Below are 17,223 nucleotides of genomic sequence, written 5' to 3' on the forward strand. Positions count from 1 at the left end.
CCAATTATTTCGATAAAATACACATTTTAATCAATTTATTTAATAAATAAACTCGATGAACAGCACTTATTATATGCAAATAAATAGATAGAAATAGTAATTGTGTGTGTAAGTTAGAAAGTAGACTATAAAAATGCAAAGGATTTATAGAAACACGGATTTAACTTTTAGGAATAATTAAAATTCTGAAAAATTAATAAATAAATTTACATCAAGAGGATTTCAGTATATCATGAAATCTAAAAAGAATGGTTACTAATTAAAAAATTAAATATTAATTAAAATCACTATACTGATGTAGTGATTTCATAATTTCCTCATAGTATAAAATGGCAGAAATGAGTTTATCCGTATCTGAATATGGGAGGTATTCACTATGAAACTCATTGGTTTCTTCTAAAAAAGTATCCGTCGTTTCAAACTGACTTTCTAAAGCCTTTTTGTTATCATTATTATTTGGAATCCCTAAAGAAGACATTGTAATACCTGGCTTGGTGGCAAACGCCACATATGGTAATGTTTTTATAAGCACTTGAATTCTTTCAGAATACAGACCTATTAATTCACCTTTTTGAAGACGACTTAAATCTTCTTTATTATGATATCTTTTTATTATAACATCTTCGCTAATAATACTTTTTGGTGCTTTATTTTTTTGGGCAAAACTTATGGCAGTTAGTAAAAACAAGCAAAAACTGAGTAAAATAACTTTTAATTTCATGACATAGATTTATAAGGGTCAATGCGCAAATTTATGCAATTAATCGTAAAAAACAAGCGTTTTATCGATTTATTTAATAAATATTTACAATCAAAATTATATTATTAATATGTTTTAATGATTATTATTGTTGTTTTTACTACAAATCTAATTACTTGGAAAGGTTACAGGTATACTTGTATTATTTTTAGATTTGTTGCGTTAAGTTATTAAATAGAGTAAGCAACTAAACCATTATTACTGTTTTTAGCCATAATGATAATTGTACCTTTATTAATACTTTATATTCATCAAATTTCAATGTTCTTACTAAACTATTCAATTTATAGTTAAACAGTCTTAAAATTTCCGTCCAAGTAAATTGTGGTAATTACTCAATTAATAAACCTTACTTTCCAATACAGAAATTGGCAAAGATATTACCTAATAAATCATCATTGGTAATCTCTCCCGTTATCTCGCCAAAATAATAAAGGGCTTGACGAATATCTATGGCTAGTAAATCGCCAGATAATCCAGAATCTAAACCGTGCTTAACTTTATCAATCTCTACAAAAGCTTTTAATAACGAATCATAATGTCTTGAATTCGTAACTATGGTATCATTATTTTTTAGAGCACCAGTATTTACAAAACTTAATAATTTATCTTTTAAATTTTCTACACCAATACCTTTTTTAGCTGATAATAAAATATACTCTGATTTTTCGACTTCACTCAATATGACATTAAGATTATTTATTTCTTCATTTTCAAGTTTATCTATTTTATTAGCAACTATCAACAGAGGTTTCTGTGGGTATTTATTTTTAATTTTTTCAATTTCTAACTTAAGGCTTTGAGATTTCTCACTATCGTACGAAATGACATCAGACTCAAAAAGATAAATAACAACTTGGGCTTGTTCTATTTTCTCAAAGGTTTTTTTTATACCTATACTTTCAACCACATCTTTGGTCTCTCGAATACCAGCCGTATCAATAAACCGAAACCCTATTCCGCCTATTGATATTTCATCTTCAATAGTATCTCTAGTAGTTCCCGCTATTTCAGAAACAATAGCACGTTCTTCATTTAACAAAGCATTTAGCAATGTCGATTTTCCCACATTAGGCTCGCCCACAATGGCGACAGGAATACCATTTTTAATAACGTTACCAACAGCAAAACTGTCTATTAAACGTTTTAATACAAATCGGATACGCTCAACTAAATCTTTAAATTGAGTTCTGTCGGCAAACTCAACATCTTCTTCTGCAAAATCAAGTTCTAATTCTATAAGCGAGGCAAAATTTAAAAGCTCTTCACGCAGTTTTGCTATTTCGGAAGAAAACCCACCGCGCATTTGTTGCATGGCTATTTGGTGTGCAGCTTCATTATCGCTGGAGATTAAATCCGCTACTGCTTCGGCTTGCGATAAATCCAGTTTCCCATTTAAAAACGCACGCAATGTAAATTCACCAGCAGTTGCCATTCTACAACCGTTTCTAAGAAATAATTGTATAATTTCTTGCTGAATATAATTGGACCCGTGGCAGGATACCTCAACAACATCTTCGCCTGTATAAGAATTTGGGTTTTTAAAAACAGAGACCAAAACCTCATCAATGGTTCTATTAGCTTCCATAATATGTCCCAAATGAATGGTATGTGTTTTTTGGTCGATAAGTGTTTTTTTAGAGGTTACAGACCGAAAACAGGAGTCCGCTATCCTAATAGCATCTGCTCCAGATAATCTAATTACAGCAATGGCACCCGCACCCGATGGCGTAGCCAAAGCAACGATAGTATCTTGATTTATCATATGGCAAAAATAGTGAATTTGGCAACTTAACTATCATAACTTTTTACACAAAAAAAATTAACAAAACCAAAACAAGTACTGCCCTAGCTATAACTCTTTAATAAATGTTAAAATTTTAATATAAGTTTTCATTCCATTATAAATAAAAAATAGGGCTGTATACTGACTATTTGTCTTAAATAGTATAAAAACCATGTACTTTTTTAAAGTTTTAATCCATTTTAATTAAAACACCATAATAATCTAGTTTGTAGATATTTAACTTTATTATAGTATGTAAGCATAGTATATTTGCAAGCGCAATTTTATAAAGCTTAGTGATTCATTTTATTTACGTATTACTATTACAGTAATTTATAAATGCATCATTTTAACCCCCTAGAGCAAACGAGGAAAAGATTTGCATCAACATGAAAATAACGGAATCTGATTTTTCAAATCAAATTTTAAAGCTCGTAGAGAACCCATTAGGGAATATCTTTTTCTTTAATCACTTAGCTGTTGTGGAGCTTAATGAAGGGGTGCATTTTGATATTAATAACGCATCAACAATAATTGATGAACTAAAATCTTATTTTGGAGATACTGAGCCTTACGGCGTTATAGCTAATCGCATTAACTCATATTCGGTAAATCTTATAGATGCACCATTATTTAGAAAGAAAACTAAAAACTTATATGCCTATGGTGTTGTAGGTCATGATCTTGCTGGGAAAATGAATGCCGAAATTGAAAATGATTTTTGTATATCGGAAAAAGTGGATTACGATTCGATTAACGAAGCTATTAGCACGGTTTATAATAAAATAAGAAATAGCGGTGCGTTTTCTTTAAACTAGATAAATACCATCCGATTTAATCTCTATTTGGCGCTGTTTATATAAAGTTCCTATAGCCTTTTTAAAATTCTTCTTACTCATTTGAAGTGTCTCCTTTATAGCTTCTGGACTCGATTTATCATTTAAGTTTAAATACCCACTATTATCTTGTAGTTCTTGTATAATACGCTCTGCATTTGGCTCTATATTTCTATAACCTATTTGACCTAAAGTAATATCCAATTTATTACCTGGGCGTATTTTTTTAACAATCCCTTTTAATTTATCGCCAACACTAAGATCTTTAAAAATGCGGTCCTTATAAATTAAACCAGCATGGATTTTGTTTACAATAACATTCATACCAATATCGGATGGATGTGATACGATTAAATCAACTTCCTCGAACTCACTAACCGTAAGCTCTCTATTATCTAAAAACCGATTGGTTTTACTCGATGCCACTAACCTATCCGTTTTTTCATCTAAATAACAATGCACCAAATACCAGCCTCCAGGTTTCATTTTAAAAGCTTGCTCTTTAAACGGACAAAATAACTCCTTAACCAAACCCCAATCTAAAAATGCACCATAATCCGTTACTTGGTTACAACGCAATAAAGCAAAACCATCACGCATGATATAAGGCATATCGGTAGAAGCCACAGGGCGTTCTTCATTATCTAAATACACAAAAACATTAATCTTATCCCAAATTTTAAATGTTTCTGGAACATAGCGATTTGGAAGCAATACTTCGTTATCCTCATTATCTATTAAATATACACCGTGGTCTGTTTCACGAAGTATTTCCAGTGTATTTATCTGTCCTAAATGTATCATGCGGCAAAGGTAACATTTTTTCAATCCTACCCTAAGTTTATGGCAACACAACTTAAAGCTTTATTGGTTTATTTTTGGGCGTATCGCCTCCTAAGGTCGGCGTCGGGCTATACGCTACAAGTCCTCGCTCGTCCCGATAGCTATCGGGAATCCCTGTGGGCTTTCCACTGCTATCCCTTACGCAATTGTTCGCAGCAACAACTCTCAAAAGCCACCTAAAATCAAAAACCATAATTATTAGCACAAAAAAAAGCGCCACAATAATGCAACGCTTTATACTTTTATATAAATTGAGTTCTACTAATAAACAGACTCTTTTCCAAAATGCTTAGTCAGTAAATAATAAACTACTGCTCTATACTTGTTACGGTTAGATTGACCATATTGATCCATAACAACTTGAATACCTTTATCTAAATCAGCGCCATCATTTAATCCTAATTTTTTAATCAAGAAATTGTTTTTTACGGTAGCTAATTCAGATGCATCAGAACCAGAAACTGTTGAAGAATCTGCATTATAAATAGATGGACCACAACCAATAGTCACTTTAGTTAATAAATCCATGTCGGCGTTAACACCGCATTTGTCTTTTAAATCGGCAGCATATTTTGCAATAAGCTCATCTCTTTTACTCATAATGATTTCGTTTTTTAAATGTGTTAATAAAATAAATTGATAGCTGTTATAAAGATAGCTATTTTTTAGACACAAAAATTATCCATAAGTCACATTCTTACTTTAAGAATTCAAAGTAATCCAATAGCACTTGATCATTAATGTTTTTAGGTGTAAAAACCTCTAATAATTTAGGTTGGTCAGCCTCAGAATAGAATGTTTTTAATGCTGATTCTAAACTCAATTCATCTGAAGCCGATTCATATTTAAAACCATACATATCACATAAATGATTAGCTGTTAGCCGATGATTAGTTTCAAAGTAAGTATCAAAATTCTCTGTGTTCTTATGGCCAGGTAAAATTCTAAAAATACCACCACCTTGATTATTCATTACAATAATCCTAAAGTTTTTAGGTATATGGCTATTCCAAAGCGCATTACTATCATATAAAAAACTTAAATCGCCAGTAATACATACCGTTGGCTTTTTATTGGCCACAGCACAACCAATTGCGGTAGATGTACTGCCATCTATCCCACTCGTCCCTCGATTACAAAACACTTTAAGGGTTTTATCAATTTTAAACAACTGTGTATAACGAATCGTAGAACTATTGCCCGATTGTAATATATAATGATTTGGAATGGTTTTTAAAACAGTACTAAACACTTTAAAGTCCGAAAACGGAATACGTTCCAAATAGACTTTATGTTTATTTAATCGGCTTTGTTTTACAGCAGTCCAAGTAGGCTTATAATTACTCTTTACATAATGGGTTACTCTTGGCAAAAAAAGCTCAAAAAAGGCATTGGGTGCTTTTTCAATATGGGTATCCAAACAGAAAAACGTATCGTTTGCCTTTTTATTATCAATATGCCAATGGTGTTTGGGTTTATGTTTTCGTAAAAGCTGTTTGATTTTTTTAGACACAATTAAACCTCCAAAAGTAACCAGGATATCAGGTTGAAGTTCCTGTTTTTCTTTATCTGTAAGCGGTGCAATAAGTTGGTCTATACTCGGAAAAAAACTGGGATGGTGTAAATTTGATGTGGTTTCGGTCAGTACAATAACACTATCATCTTCCGCCAATTCATCCAGCCACTTTTTTTCTATTTGATTTGGGCCATTCACCCCTACTAAAATCATTTTTTTAGATGCCGAGTTCCAATCCTCTAAACAAGATTGCAATACATAATCTTCAATTTTTACTGGTTTTGTCTTAACATCAATAACTTTTGGGGTTACACTTAGTGTATCGACCGTTTCATAAAGCGGTTCATCAAAAGGCACATTAATATGTACAGGGCCATTTTTAAATCTGGCAAAATTAATAGCCAGATTGGTTTCTTCCTCGTTATGGGTTTGGATATCTTTTTGTAAACCTAGCAGACGCTCAAACTTATCTTCTAAATTCTTTAAAAGGGGTAGTTCTTCATGTTCCGGAACATGTTTTTCATCTTTTAAATCCAGTTTTAAATTTGCCGAATATAGAATATGGTTTTCAAATACGTTTTTCTGGTTAATGGTCTGCCCATCGCCTACACCTATTAAATGTTTTGGGCGGTCTGCAGATAAAACCACTAAAGGAATATCACTATAATACGCTTCGGCTACAGCTGGGTAATAATTTAAAAGCGCACTTCCAGAGGTGCAAACTACAGCCGTTGGCTCTTGCAATTGCTGGGCTATACCTAAAGCAAAAAAAGCAGCACAACGCTCATCAACAATACTATAACACTTAAAAAAAGGATCGTGAGTAAACCCTATGGTTAAAGGCGCATTTCTACTGCCAGGCGATATAACTATATGTTTTATATGTTTCGCTTTGCACAATTGAACAACAGTTTGTGCTAGCGGAATTTTCGGGTATGTCATGTACGCATTAATCTTAGCGTAAAAATAAGAAATAGGATGTTAAATTGAATACTTATAAAATGTTTTTAATCACTAAAGATTTTGAAACCGTTTCTTCCCATTCGCTTTCTGCATTCGAGCTTTCAGTTATACCGCCACCAACATAAATAATGGCCGTTTGGTTCTTAAGTTGCATACAGCGTAAATTCACGTATAATTGTGTGCTGTTTTTAGTAATGGCATAGGCTCTGTTTTCAATATTGCGTCGTCCAGAACGCGGTGCTTTGGTTATTTCTAAATTCAGTTCGCCTAAAAAACCCGTATAGAATTCACGGTTGTAATTTTCGTGCTTTAGTATGAATTGTTTAGCGGATTGTTTTGGCAAACCGCAAACTGCTGGCGTTGGATGTAATGCTGTTATAACGTGTTGTAAGTTAGTTTCTGACTTTAACTGTGCAGAAATCATGGTTTTCAAGTGTACCAAATTACCAGCCTTTACGGTTTCAACATCTGAAACGGTAAAGCTTTCAACTGATGGCTTTAAGTTGTCTATTATAAAATCGGTAACAAACTGTTGTTCTTGTAGTTCTTTTTCTTGCCAAGCCACCTCTAAATGACCTGTATAATCCTGTGTACCTGCCAGTGCCATAATAGAAAAGCGTTTGCCTTCAATCTTTATTAAGGTTTCTGGGGTAGCACCTAACCACAACCCGACTTTAGGATGATACCAACAATATACAAATGCCGATGCATATGTGTTTAATAGGTTTTTAAAAATTGAAATAGGATGAGCTTCTTCTATGTTTACCGTTTCTTGTCTCGATAAAACCACTTTCTTGAACTCTGAATTTTTAATGGCTGCAACACCTTGTTTTACAAGATTGATGTGAAAGTCTTTTGATTCTACTAATTCTATTTTAGGAAGTGCTTGGATGTCTTCCCGATTATTATCAAGATTCTCTGGAATGATAGTAAACTTTGGACAACTGATAACTTCAGATGTTTCATTTGGAATCAGCACCGTTTTTTCAGTAGCATCAAAAGGGGAAAACACAAAACCTTTTTCGGTAAAATCTTTAGTGTAGTATAAATTATCATTGCCTTGAAGTAACCCGTTTACTTTAGTGTCATTAGGTTTTCTGTATGCTACAAAAGGAAGTTGGTCTTGATAATGTGTATCAATACGCTCAAAAAATTCGTCTGAAATCATTATTTCTTTTTAGGTAACGCAATGGTGGTTAACTTGCATAAGGAGATTAAGTTGTCGTTATCATCGGTTACACGAATTTCAAATAGCTGGGTGGTTTTGCCTTTATGGATAAATGCAGCTTTTGCATATACGTAGCCCTCGCGCACACTCTTTACATGGTTGGCATTAATTTCTATACCGCGTACAAAAAACTGATCGGTATCTAAAAATAATTCAGCTGCAAAACTACCTGTGGTTTCTGCCAGTGCCACTGTAGCACCGCCATGAAGTACGCCGTCAGGTTGGTGCACTCTAGAATTTACTGGCATTTTTAATATTAAAAAGTCATCACCAAAGTCAACTAGGTCCATTTCTAAAGTTTCCAATAAAGTATTTTTAGCCATAGCCTGAAAGCGTTCTAAGAGCGCTTTTTTAGATAATTGCATAGAATTAATGTATTTTTAAAATCGCTAACAAAAATACAAAACATAAGTGTAAATGGGTTCAGAAGAAAAAGAAATATCATACACCACAACCAACTCCTATTCGACCCTAAACACCCTGAGTAAATCAACCAAAAATGTATGGTTTGTTTGTCATGGTATGGGCTATTTAAGTCGGTATTTTTTAAAATATTTTAAAGACTTGCCAACAGACGAAAATTATATTATTGCGCCTCAAGCCAGTAGCAAATACTATATAAAACCGGATTTTAAACATGTTGGTGCCAGTTGGCTAACTAAAGAAACTACGCTAAAAGACACGGAAAACGTGATGCGGAATTTTGATGCTATTTTTGAGGCCGAGAATATTCCCAAGCATCTTAATTTGATTGTTTTTGGATATTCGCAAGGTGTTAGCGTTGCGGCACGCTATGTTGTAAAACGACAATTGCAATGTGCGCAACTCGTATTGCATTCGGGTGGTATCCCTAAAGAATTATATGCTGAAGATTTTGCGTTTTTAAAAGCCAAAGTGAGTTTGATTTGTGGCACTCATGATACTTATATCAATCAAGAACGTTTGCAATCTGAAACAAAAAAAGCAAAGGATTTATTTAAAGACCAATTACATATCATGATGTTTAATGGTAAACATGAAGTGAATGTTGATATTGTAAATCGTTTAGTGTAAGTTGACTTTTACAGGAATGACAAAGCTAGAGAAACAACATAGTAACTAACAAACAGATTGCCACATCAAGCAAAAAAAGCCGGATTCGCAATAACGTATACGATATGAACATACCAACACTAGAAAACAACCGCGTAAAGCTATCGCCGTTAAGTTTAGACAACTACACACACCTAACGAAAATTAGCCAACAAGAAAACCTCGTACAATACTCTCCGAGTAAAATTGATACGCCCGAAGATTTAAAAGCCTACGTACAAACGGCTTTAGATTGGTATAACAACAATACCGCCTTGCCATTCATTGTTTTTGATAAACAAACCAACAGCTATGCTGGTACATCACGGTATATGAACATCAATTGGCATAACAGCGTTTTAGAAATTGGTGCCACTTGGATTGGACGCGAATTTCAAGGTACAGGCTTAAACAAAAACATGAAATTTTTAATGCTACAATATGCCTTTGAAACCTTAAAGTTTGATAAAGTAGAGTTTAGAGTGGATGAACGTAATATGGCCTCTAGAAAAGCTGTTGAAAAAGTTGGTGGTACCTTTGAAGGCCTTTTACGTAAAAACGTATTGATGCTGGATGGGTTTAGACGGAATACTTGTTGTTTTGGTGTTTTGAATACCGAATGGAGCGGGATTAAATCTAAAATTTTTAATGGTTTTTAGAGGTTGTACTTATCGGATTCATATTATGATTGGTATTTCTGCAGTTATAATTTAATAACTTTTTTTATACTTATTAAATTTTGGGTTTTAAACTGTATAAAATAGATTCCAGATTTGTAACTACTTAAATCGATTTTATTTTCTAGAGTCTTAAATGCTTTAGTAACTTTTCCCGAAACATCAAATATGCGAATTTCAGTTAAAGCATCTATCCCTGAAAAAGTAAGTTTATCATTAACAATTGTTGGGTAAATAGTAATTTCATTAATTTTAAATGTATTTATCGACAAAGTATCGCAGTTAGTATTTATTTGAGTTATACTACTACAACCACTACTATTATTAGTTACTGTAGCTGAGCCACCACTTTCCAAATGTGAACAAATATTATCAGTTGAACAAAACGTGAGATTAGGGTTATATTGCATTTCTATAATATTAAAACTTCCAACATTTTGAATTCCATTTAGGCTTTGAATATTATCATTAAAATTCACCTCTAAATTATTTAAAGAGTTTAAGTTCTCAAGTCCCTCTAATGAAATTAATTCATCATTATCTATGATATATAGAGTTCCCCCAATTGTTGTTAAAGATTCTAAGCCTTCTAAGTTTAATACTGAGTTTCTACTTATTTCCAATCTGTGACCAATACTAACGATATTATGCAGTCCATTAAAGTTTTGTAATGATTGATTAAATGAAATAAATATATGTTTATTTATTGAAGTAATTTGACTCAACGCTGAAATATCATTTAACGAACTGTTTTCAAATAACTCAAGAAATCCCCCAATACTATTAAGTGAGTTGAGACCTGCTAAAGAAGATATTAAATTATTACCTCTAAAAAATAAATTACCGCCAATTGTTGTTAAAGATGCTAGTCCTGTAATATTATTTAAGTTATTATTATTAAATATATTTAAATTCCCATTTATTACGTTAATAGTACTTAATCCATCTAAATTAACAATGTCATTTCCGTTAATTTCCACATTTCCTAAAATTTCAATACAATTAGGATAGTTTAATTGAAATTCATCGATTTGTAACTGATTAGAAAAATCAACACCTCCTGATAAGCAAGTTTGTGAAAAAATCAAACCATGAGAAAAAAATAGCGTTACAAATAAAATTAAGTAAAAATTGATTTTCATGGTTTTAAAGTATTTAGGTTGTATTTAGTTAAAATATTCAAAGCATATAATATGGAGCTTGTTCTAGGTTACGCAATAAGTATAAGATAAAATCAAAAATACACTCTTCAGTTGAATATATTTAAATAATAAACTTAAAAAAGCAGATGTTTTTATAATTTTTTGTTTTATAAATTGTAAAAGGGCTATACTAATTTAGTAAGACATAGCATTTATCTATTTTATGGTTTTTTAAACGGTAAAATACTCTTCAAAAACAATAGAGCTTCACGCATGCATATATTAATTTAAGTTTGAGGCATTCCGTTAATATTTACTAACTTTAATGATGTGACGTCGTTTTAGTAACATAAATCAAACAATACTGAAACACGTTCAGCATAAGTAACTACGTTAGGGTTTTGCTTATTAAAGTTAATAGCTTGTTCTGCTAAATGCATGGCATAAATATCCCAGCATAATAGTGGTCCTCGTAATGGTTTTGTTATGCGCATAACTTCTTTTATATAGTGCAGTGGTTATAAAGAAGCAAGACAAACTATTAAAAAAATTAATAGTCTATTTAAATATATCTTGACTTGGCTCTAAATCGCGAAAGCACTGGTTGTCTTTTTATAAAGGAAGTATCTGGCTTGTAATTAACATTACTTACAGTTGCGCGACAGCTTGTGATTTTAAAACAATTCCTTTTTAACTAGCAAATGCTAAACCTTTATAATAAACCCAAAAATATTGTTTTAGGAAGTCGTGAACAAATGCTACAAATCTTTTTCATAACGCTTTTCCATTGCCTCTCGAGATTCTGGTGCTTCTGTAGAACCTAATTGATCTTTAAGCATTTGCCCAATGGTTGGAAATGTGTCTCTATCAATTTGTGCAGAGCCCTCCCATAATTTGGATCGCATAAACGCTTTTGCACAATGTAAAAAGGATTCTTCAACACGAATAACAATACAAGCTTTCGGTGGATTTTTTTCAGATGTAAACACATCTAAATATGCTGTATCTGTTGATAGGTAAGCACTTCCATTAATTCTAAGGGTTTCATTAATACCGGGAATTAAAAACAAGACACCTATGGTGCCCGTTTCAACTATATTAGAAATGCTATCTACCCTATTATTGCCTTTGGCATCAGGAATAACCAATGTTTTACTATCCATCACTTTTACAAACCCGGAACTTCCACCTCTTGGCGACGCATCTTGTTTTCCGTCATGACTTGAGGTAGACATGACCAAAAAAGGCGAGGTTTCTATAAAATGTATGGCATGTTTTTCTAAATGATTTAATACTTTATCTTTGGCCCGACCTTTTGGATAACCATATAATTCACGAAGTTGAGATTCACTTTTTATTTTCATAATAAGCCCTATTAGAGATGTTAACCAAAAGTAACCATTTTTAAAATTGATTAATAATAAAAGTTCATGGTAACCAAATAAAAAGGTAGTTCATCAATTATTTATTAAGCCTATTATAAATATTATCTAACATTATAGAAATAAAACCAATCATCTATATGAGAATTCTAATTATCATTTTTACCTTGTGCTTTACAAGTTATTGCAGCGCTCAGTTTGTATCTTATGATGACCGACTTCACTTTGGAGCCGGGGCAGTTATTTCAGCTGGAACGTACACAGTCGTCTACTTAAAAACAAAAGACAAGAAAAAAGCATTTTGGTACAGTTTAGGCACTTCTGTTCTTGCAGGTGTAGCAAAAGAAGTACGTGACAGTGGACAAAAAAATAATATATTTGATACTGGCGAAATCGTAGCTACGGCTCTAGGTGGACTAACAGCAAGTACCACAATTAATTTATTTATTGGAAAAAACAAGGATAAAAAGCATAAGGATACTGCTTTAGTTAACTAAATGCTCAATAATAGTTTTAGTTGGTAATATGTCTTTGGTATGCTCTATACTTGGCCCTGCAACCCAAACGGTTTTATAAGTGGCTTTTGTTGCTGCATTTTTAGTGGCATTCATTCCTATTGAAAAGCGAATCATTTTTACCCATTTTTTAAGTTTCTTGTTTTTGTTTAAAACAGATTCTATCCAGGTTTGTTTGGTTCCTATATGCTGTACATAAGGCGTATTAATAACGGTGCACGGCGTGCCAGAAATACGCTCGGTCATAACAATATCGTCTGCGCCATAATCTACACAGGCTTGTTTGTATTCCTCGGTAACACCAGCTTCAACAGAGGCTATAAAGGGGCTTCCTACCGAAACGCCTTCGGCACCATAACGCAGCATATTATCAATATCGGCTTTACAGCCTACACCTCCAGCAGAGATTATTGGAATATTACAATGGGTACTTAATTCTTTAATTAAGGCTTCTGGTGATTTATCGCCTCGATGACCTCCAGCCTGATTATTTACAGCTATAACAGCATCTGCACCTAAGTCCTCCACTTTTTTAGCGAATTTTAAATCTACCACATCACAAAACACCTTAATTCCAACTTTATGGGCCTGGTTAATCGTTTCCTCAGGACTTCCTAAAGACGTTATTATAAAGTCACAACCTTCTTCACAAATCACTTTTAATTGCCCTTTATACTTAACGTTCGATTTATTTACAATTAAATTAAATCCAAACGAACCGCCTTCTGGCTTGGCTGCTTTTAGTTCCTTTAAAGCGACTCGTAATTCATCAAGCGTTCGGTAATTTAAAGCTGGTATACAACCTGCAATACCACCATGCATAGCTTCCTTAACCATGGCTACATTAGAAACCAAAAACATAGGTGCTTGAATAATTGGGTGTTTAATGTTTAAAAGTTCTGTTAGTTTAGTTTTCATGATTTTGAATAGATTTCAACAAATATAATAAATATTATGCATGCATAGTAAATGAAATTATATTGATTACTCTAAAAAACGATAATAGCCACATTTTAAATAAGCCCCTTCTGGAAACCCAATAGGATGGTCGGTATCATGGCCTGTTTTTAAAATCATTTGGTAGCGTCTGTTAGATGAAGCCAAAGCTTGACTATTTATATCAAAAAAAGATTGCACCAACACTCGAGATGAGCATGATGCCAAAACCAACAAGCCCTTTTTAGCGGTAAGTTTTTCTCCTAAATCAGCCAATTGGGCATACTTCTTTTTTGCAAGTTCAATTTCAGAAGCTTGTTTAGCAAAACTTGGTGGATCAATAACCACGACATCAAACGTAACCTTATTTTTAATAAGCCATTTAAGTTCATTAAACGCATCACCAGCTATGGTTTTATGTGTTCCTTTAAAAGTATTTAGCTTCCCATTTTGGATGGCTATTTCTAAAGCTTGCTTACTAATATCAAGACTTGTAACTTCTTTTGCACCATGATATAATGCATGTACCGAAAACCCACCAGCATAAGAGAACACATCTAGAACTGTTTTCCCTTTGCTCCACTCACCTACTTGCTTTCTATTGGCACGATGGTCTAAAAAATAACCTGTTTTATGTCCTTTGATTACATTTGCTGAAAAGTGAACACCATGCTCAATAAATTTAATAACTTCATTTTCTAAAGTTCCATAAACAACATCACCATTTTTTAATTGATGTGATTTAGATTGCTCTAAACTTCTGCTTAAACGAATCACAACAGTTTCTGCATTACTAGTTTCCTGCAAACTCGGTATAATGGTTTCTAAATAAGGCAACCATATTTCAGAATAAATCTTCACTACCAAAACAGAGGCATAAACATCGGCTATTAAGCCTGGGAATCCATCATTTTCACCAAATAACAAACGATAACTGTTTGTATTTGTTTTTAATAAAGCTTGGCGTTTATTATAAGCGCACTTAATTTTAGTTTTAAAAAACTCCGAATTAATTTCAGCTTTTTCCGTACTGCTATGAAGCATTTTAATCCGAATGGGAGAATTGGCATCATACAAGCCTAAACCAATAACGCGATTTTTATTTTTACTAAAAACAATGGCTAAATCTCCAGAGCTTGTATTATCGTTTATTTTGATAATATTATTAGAAAACACCCAAGGATGTCCTCGTACAACAAACTGTTCTCCTTTTGCATTTAGCTTAACAGCTAAACGTTTTGGGGTGTAGCTTGATTTGATTTTTGGAGAAAAAGACATGTATACGATATGTTTTAATTGTAAATTGAATTTACAAAGAAACAATTATTTCTTAGCTTTTTTTCTTAAATAGTATTCGCCCATAAAAACATAATAATATCATATAAATCTTCTATAAAAATATTATGAAAATTAATCTTCATCTAAAAAAAATTAAACCATACTTTTGTTAAAAAGAAAATAAACATGATAACATCAGATCAAATTAAAGATCTTAATACCCGCCTCGATAAACTTAGGCACTATCTTTGACATAGACGCCAAACTTATAGAAATACAAAACGAAGAAGAACAAACCTTCGACCCCAATTTTTGGAACGATTCTAAAGCTGCAGAAATTATAATGAAATCGCTTCGTGTCAAAAAAAAATGGGTAGAAGATTATAATACAGCAAAAACCCGTATTGAAGACCTTGAGGTTTTATATGAGTTTTATAAAGAAGATGAAGTAACCGCTGAAGAAGTAGAGCAACAATACAATATATTAGCGACACTTCTTGAAGATATCGAATTCAAAAATATGCTTTCGGAAGAAGGCGATAGTTTAAGCGCCGTTCTTCAAATTACTGCAGGTGCTGGTGGTACCGAAAGTTGCGATTGGGCAAGCATGCTTATGCGGATGTATTTAATGTATGCTGAAAAAAGTGGGTTTAAAGTAAAAGAACTCAATTTTCAAGAAGGTGATGTAGCCGGTATAAAAACTGTAACATTAGAAATTGAAGGCGATTTTGCTTTTGGTTGGCTTAAAGGCGAAAATGGTGTACACCGCTTGGTACGTATTTCGCCGTTTGATAGTAATGCCAAACGCCATACCAGTTTTGCTTCGGTTTATGTATATCCCTTAGTAGATGATACTATTGAAATTGACATCAACCCTGCAGATATTGAAATCACCACGGCCCGTTCTAGTGGTGCTGGCGGACAAAATGTCAATAAAGTTGAAACCAAAGTGCAACTAACCCACAAACCCACTGGTATTCAAATTTCATGTTCAGAAACCCGCTCACAACATGATAATAGATCTAGAGCTATGCAGATGCTTAAATCGCAATTATATGAAATAGAACTCCAAAAACAATTGGCACAACGTGAAGATATAGAAGCTGGAAAAATGAAAATTGAATGGGGAAGTCAAATCAGAAACTACGTGATGCATCCTTACAAATTGGTTAAAGATGTTAGAACTGCTCATGAAACTGGAAATGTTGATGCTGTCATGGATGGTAATATAGACGAGTTCCTAAAATCTTATTTAATGATGATGGGACAAAAAGTAGAAGACGATAATCAGCTATAAAATAATATATAATATCCAGATGAATACAATTGATACCATAATATTTGACCTTGGAGGTGTGTTAATCGATTGGAATCCAGAGTATGTTTTTTTAGATGTATTTAATGGTGACCGCGAAAAAATGCAATGGTTTTTTGATAATATTTGTACCAACGATTGGAATGAAAATCAAGATGCCGGTTACCCCATAGCAAAAGCTACAGAGGAGCGTGTAACACTTTTTCCTAAGCATGAAAAGCATATCCGTATGTTTTATGGCAGATGGATTGAAATGTTAGGTGAAGCTATTGACGGTACCGTAAAAATTTTAGATACCTTTATTAAATCTAATCATTATAAAGTGGTAGCTCTAACTAATTGGAGTGCAGAAACGTTCCCTATAGCTCTGGAGCGTTTCGATTTTCTACATTGGTTTGAAGGCATTATTGTTTCAGGCGAAGAAAAAACCAGAAAACCTTTTGATGACATTTACAACCTAACTCTAGAACGTTTCAACATAAAAGCTGAAAACGCTATATTTATAGATGATAACTTAAGGAATATTGAAGCTGCCAATAATTTAGGGATTAACGGCATTCAATTTAAATCTCCAGAACAGCTCATTGAGCAATTAAAACACTATAATATCCATTTATAATGATTAAAATATACCATAACAACCGTTGTAGCAAATCGCGTTGCGGATTAGAACTGCTTGAAAAGTCAGGAAAAGAATTTGAAGTGGTTAAGTATCTTGATAATATTCCTTCTGCTAAAGAACTAAAAGACATCATAAATCTATTAGACATAAAGCCTATTCAGTTAGTTAGAAAGAATGAAACTATTTGGAAAGCCAATTTTAAAGGAAAAGAACTTAATGATGCTGAAATTATAAAAGCCATGGTTGAAAACCCAAAACTCATAGAACGCCCCATAGTGATTAATGGAAAAAAAGCTGTTATTGGTAGACCTCCAGAAAATATTCTAGATATTATTTAATTATAAATTCATGAT

Annotated in this window: 19 protein-coding genes and 1 riboswitch; of the genes, 7 read left to right on the plus strand and 12 right to left on the minus strand. The window is 32.8% G+C overall.

Annotated features, from left to right (window positions below; genetic code table 11):
• Positions 1-274 precede the first annotated feature (274 nt).
• Positions 275-721 carry a hypothetical protein gene (locus ABD941_RS00270; protein WP_345271879.1) on the minus strand — a complete coding sequence of 149 codons (447 nt, stop codon included), beginning with the start codon at positions 719-721 and terminating at the stop codon, positions 275-277.
• A gap of 388 nt (positions 722-1,109) precedes the next feature.
• Positions 1,110-2,525 carry a tRNA uridine-5-carboxymethylaminomethyl(34) synthesis GTPase MnmE gene (mnmE, locus tag ABD941_RS00275; protein WP_345271880.1) on the minus strand — a complete coding sequence of 472 codons (1,416 nt, stop codon included), beginning with the start codon at positions 2,523-2,525 and terminating at the stop codon, positions 1,110-1,112.
• 410 nt (positions 2,526-2,935) lie between these two features.
• Between mnmE and ABD941_RS00280 the strand changes: the two genes are divergently transcribed.
• On the plus strand, positions 2,936-3,364 hold the full coding sequence (locus tag ABD941_RS00280; RefSeq protein ID WP_345271882.1) for a hypothetical protein: 429 nt from the start codon (positions 2,936-2,938) through the stop codon (positions 3,362-3,364).
• Here ABD941_RS00280 and ABD941_RS00285 read toward each other — a convergent pair.
• The 5 genes from ABD941_RS00285 to ABD941_RS00305 form a co-directional block, all read right to left on the minus strand.
• Positions 3,356-4,186 (minus strand): CvfB family protein, encoded by an 831-nt coding sequence (locus ABD941_RS00285; protein ID WP_345271883.1) that lies wholly within the window; start codon positions 4,184-4,186, stop codon positions 3,356-3,358. The genes ABD941_RS00280 and ABD941_RS00285 overlap by 9 nt on opposite strands.
• Before the next feature lie 300 nt (positions 4,187-4,486).
• Positions 4,487-4,825, minus strand: coding sequence for a DUF2853 family protein (locus ABD941_RS00290; RefSeq protein WP_345271884.1), 339 nt, complete (start codon positions 4,823-4,825; stop codon positions 4,487-4,489).
• 97 nt (positions 4,826-4,922) lie between these two features.
• Positions 4,923-6,683 (minus strand): 2-succinyl-5-enolpyruvyl-6-hydroxy-3-cyclohexene-1-carboxylic-acid synthase, encoded by a 1,761-nt coding sequence (gene menD, locus ABD941_RS00295; RefSeq protein ID WP_345271885.1) that lies wholly within the window; start codon positions 6,681-6,683, stop codon positions 4,923-4,925.
• A 52-nt stretch (positions 6,684-6,735) separates the two neighbouring features.
• Complete coding sequence (locus ABD941_RS00300; RefSeq protein ID WP_345271887.1) at positions 6,736-7,872, minus strand: chorismate-binding protein; 1,137 nt, start codon at positions 7,870-7,872, stop codon at positions 6,736-6,738.
• Positions 7,872-8,297, minus strand: coding sequence for a PaaI family thioesterase (locus tag ABD941_RS00305; RefSeq protein WP_345271888.1), 426 nt, complete (start codon positions 8,295-8,297; stop codon positions 7,872-7,874). The genes ABD941_RS00300 and ABD941_RS00305 overlap by 1 nt, the downstream gene beginning before the upstream one ends.
• A 52-nt stretch (positions 8,298-8,349) precedes the next feature.
• On the opposite strand from ABD941_RS00305, the gene ABD941_RS00310 reads away from it, so the two are divergent.
• Both ABD941_RS00310 and ABD941_RS00315 read left to right on the plus strand, forming a co-directional pair.
• A complete protein-coding gene (locus tag ABD941_RS00310; RefSeq protein WP_345271889.1) occupies positions 8,350-8,985 on the plus strand; it encodes an alpha/beta hydrolase in 636 nt (211 codons plus the stop codon).
• A 104-nt stretch (positions 8,986-9,089) separates the two neighbouring features.
• Positions 9,090-9,662: a GNAT family N-acetyltransferase gene (locus ABD941_RS00315; RefSeq protein WP_345271890.1), complete on the plus strand. Its 573-nt coding sequence runs from the start codon at positions 9,090-9,092 to the stop codon at positions 9,660-9,662.
• 44 nt (positions 9,663-9,706) lie between these two features.
• Here the strand turns inward: ABD941_RS00315 and ABD941_RS00320 are convergent, their stop codons facing one another.
• From ABD941_RS00320 to ABD941_RS00330, 3 genes are all read right to left on the minus strand, one after another.
• Entirely contained in the window at positions 9,707-10,822 is a 1,116-nt protein-coding gene (locus tag ABD941_RS00320; protein ID WP_345271891.1) for a T9SS type A sorting domain-containing protein, read from the minus strand.
• Between the two features lie 341 nt (positions 10,823-11,163).
• Positions 11,164-11,316: a hypothetical protein gene (locus ABD941_RS00325; protein WP_345271892.1), complete on the minus strand. Its 153-nt coding sequence runs from the start codon at positions 11,314-11,316 to the stop codon at positions 11,164-11,166.
• Positions 11,317-11,423: 107 nt separating this feature from the next.
• Positions 11,424-11,552, minus strand: a riboswitch (cobalamin riboswitch).
• Positions 11,553-11,580: 28 nt separating this feature from the next.
• Entirely contained in the window at positions 11,581-12,186 is a 606-nt protein-coding gene (locus ABD941_RS00330; protein ID WP_345271893.1) for a pyridoxamine 5'-phosphate oxidase family protein, read from the minus strand.
• Between the two features lie 158 nt (positions 12,187-12,344).
• Here ABD941_RS00330 and ABD941_RS00335 point away from each other — a divergent pair, with 158 nt between their 5' ends.
• Complete coding sequence (locus ABD941_RS00335) at positions 12,345-12,701, plus strand: hypothetical protein (RefSeq protein ID WP_345271895.1); 357 nt, start codon at positions 12,345-12,347, stop codon at positions 12,699-12,701.
• On the opposite strand, the gene ABD941_RS00340 is transcribed toward ABD941_RS00335, so the two are convergent.
• Complete coding sequence (locus tag ABD941_RS00340; RefSeq protein ID WP_345271896.1) at positions 12,690-13,637, minus strand: NAD(P)H-dependent flavin oxidoreductase; 948 nt, start codon at positions 13,635-13,637, stop codon at positions 12,690-12,692. The genes ABD941_RS00335 and ABD941_RS00340 overlap by 12 nt on opposite strands.
• 66 nt (positions 13,638-13,703) lie before the next feature.
• Positions 13,704-14,933 carry a class I SAM-dependent rRNA methyltransferase gene (locus ABD941_RS00345; protein WP_345271897.1) on the minus strand — a complete coding sequence of 410 codons (1,230 nt, stop codon included), beginning with the start codon at positions 14,931-14,933 and terminating at the stop codon, positions 13,704-13,706.
• Positions 14,934-15,119: 186 nt separating this feature from the next.
• Between ABD941_RS00345 and prfB the strand changes: the two genes are divergently transcribed.
• The 3 genes from prfB (at position 15,120) to arsC (ending at position 17,208) form a co-directional block, all read left to right on the plus strand.
• Positions 15,120-16,230, plus strand: a protein-coding gene (gene prfB, locus ABD941_RS00350; protein WP_345271898.1) for a peptide chain release factor 2 whose coding sequence is annotated in 2 segments (ribosomal slippage) — positions 15,120-15,182 and positions 15,184-16,230 — 1,110 coding nt in all. Because the reading frame shifts where the segments join, the coding sequence is not laid out codon by codon here.
• A 19-nt stretch (positions 16,231-16,249) separates the two neighbouring features.
• Positions 16,250-16,867, plus strand: a complete 618-nt coding sequence (locus ABD941_RS00355) for an HAD family hydrolase (RefSeq protein WP_345271899.1) — start codon at positions 16,250-16,252, stop codon at positions 16,865-16,867.
• Complete coding sequence (gene arsC, locus ABD941_RS00360) at positions 16,867-17,208, plus strand: arsenate reductase (glutaredoxin) (protein ID WP_345271900.1); 342 nt, start codon at positions 16,867-16,869, stop codon at positions 17,206-17,208. Before ABD941_RS00355 ends, arsC begins: the two co-directional genes overlap by 1 nt.
• The last annotated feature ends 15 nt before the right edge of the window (positions 17,209-17,223 follow it).

The sequence above is a fragment of the Flaviramulus aquimarinus genome, from assembly GCF_039543205.1.
In the GTDB taxonomy this organism is placed as follows: Bacteria; Bacteroidota; Bacteroidia; order Flavobacteriales; family Flavobacteriaceae; genus Flaviramulus_B; species Flaviramulus_B aquimarinus.

Coding starts and splice junctions, on each gene's coding strand:
- ABD941_RS00270 (WP_345271879.1), bottom strand. CDS start 721: ATGAAATTAAAAGTTATTTTACTCAGTTTTTGCTTGTTTTTACTAACT.
- mnmE (WP_345271880.1), bottom strand. CDS start 2,525: ATGATAAATCAAGATACTATCGTTGCTTTGGCTACGCCATCGGGTGCG.
- ABD941_RS00280 (WP_345271882.1), top strand. CDS start 2,936: ATGAAAATAACGGAATCTGATTTTTCAAATCAAATTTTAAAGCTCGTA.
- ABD941_RS00285 (WP_345271883.1), bottom strand. CDS start 4,186: ATGATACATTTAGGACAGATAAATACACTGGAAATACTTCGTGAAACA.
- ABD941_RS00290 (WP_345271884.1), bottom strand. CDS start 4,825: ATGAGTAAAAGAGATGAGCTTATTGCAAAATATGCTGCCGATTTAAAA.
- menD (WP_345271885.1), bottom strand. CDS start 6,683: ATGACATACCCGAAAATTCCGCTAGCACAAACTGTTGTTCAATTGTGC.
- ABD941_RS00300 (WP_345271887.1), bottom strand. CDS start 7,872: ATGATTTCAGACGAATTTTTTGAGCGTATTGATACACATTATCAAGAC.
- ABD941_RS00305 (WP_345271888.1), bottom strand. CDS start 8,297: ATGCAATTATCTAAAAAAGCGCTCTTAGAACGCTTTCAGGCTATGGCT.
- ABD941_RS00310 (WP_345271889.1), top strand. CDS start 8,350: ATGGGTTCAGAAGAAAAAGAAATATCATACACCACAACCAACTCCTAT.
- ABD941_RS00315 (WP_345271890.1), top strand. CDS start 9,090: ATGAACATACCAACACTAGAAAACAACCGCGTAAAGCTATCGCCGTTA.
- ABD941_RS00320 (WP_345271891.1), bottom strand. CDS start 10,822: ATGAAAATCAATTTTTACTTAATTTTATTTGTAACGCTATTTTTTTCT.
- ABD941_RS00325 (WP_345271892.1), bottom strand. CDS start 11,316: ATGCGCATAACAAAACCATTACGAGGACCACTATTATGCTGGGATATT.
- ABD941_RS00330 (WP_345271893.1), bottom strand. CDS start 12,186: ATGAAAATAAAAAGTGAATCTCAACTTCGTGAATTATATGGTTATCCA.
- ABD941_RS00335 (WP_345271895.1), top strand. CDS start 12,345: ATGAGAATTCTAATTATCATTTTTACCTTGTGCTTTACAAGTTATTGC.
- ABD941_RS00340 (WP_345271896.1), bottom strand. CDS start 13,637: ATGAAAACTAAACTAACAGAACTTTTAAACATTAAACACCCAATTATT.
- ABD941_RS00345 (WP_345271897.1), bottom strand. CDS start 14,933: ATGTCTTTTTCTCCAAAAATCAAATCAAGCTACACCCCAAAACGTTTA.
- ABD941_RS00355 (WP_345271899.1), top strand. CDS start 16,250: ATGAATACAATTGATACCATAATATTTGACCTTGGAGGTGTGTTAATC.
- arsC (WP_345271900.1), top strand. CDS start 16,867: ATGATTAAAATATACCATAACAACCGTTGTAGCAAATCGCGTTGCGGA.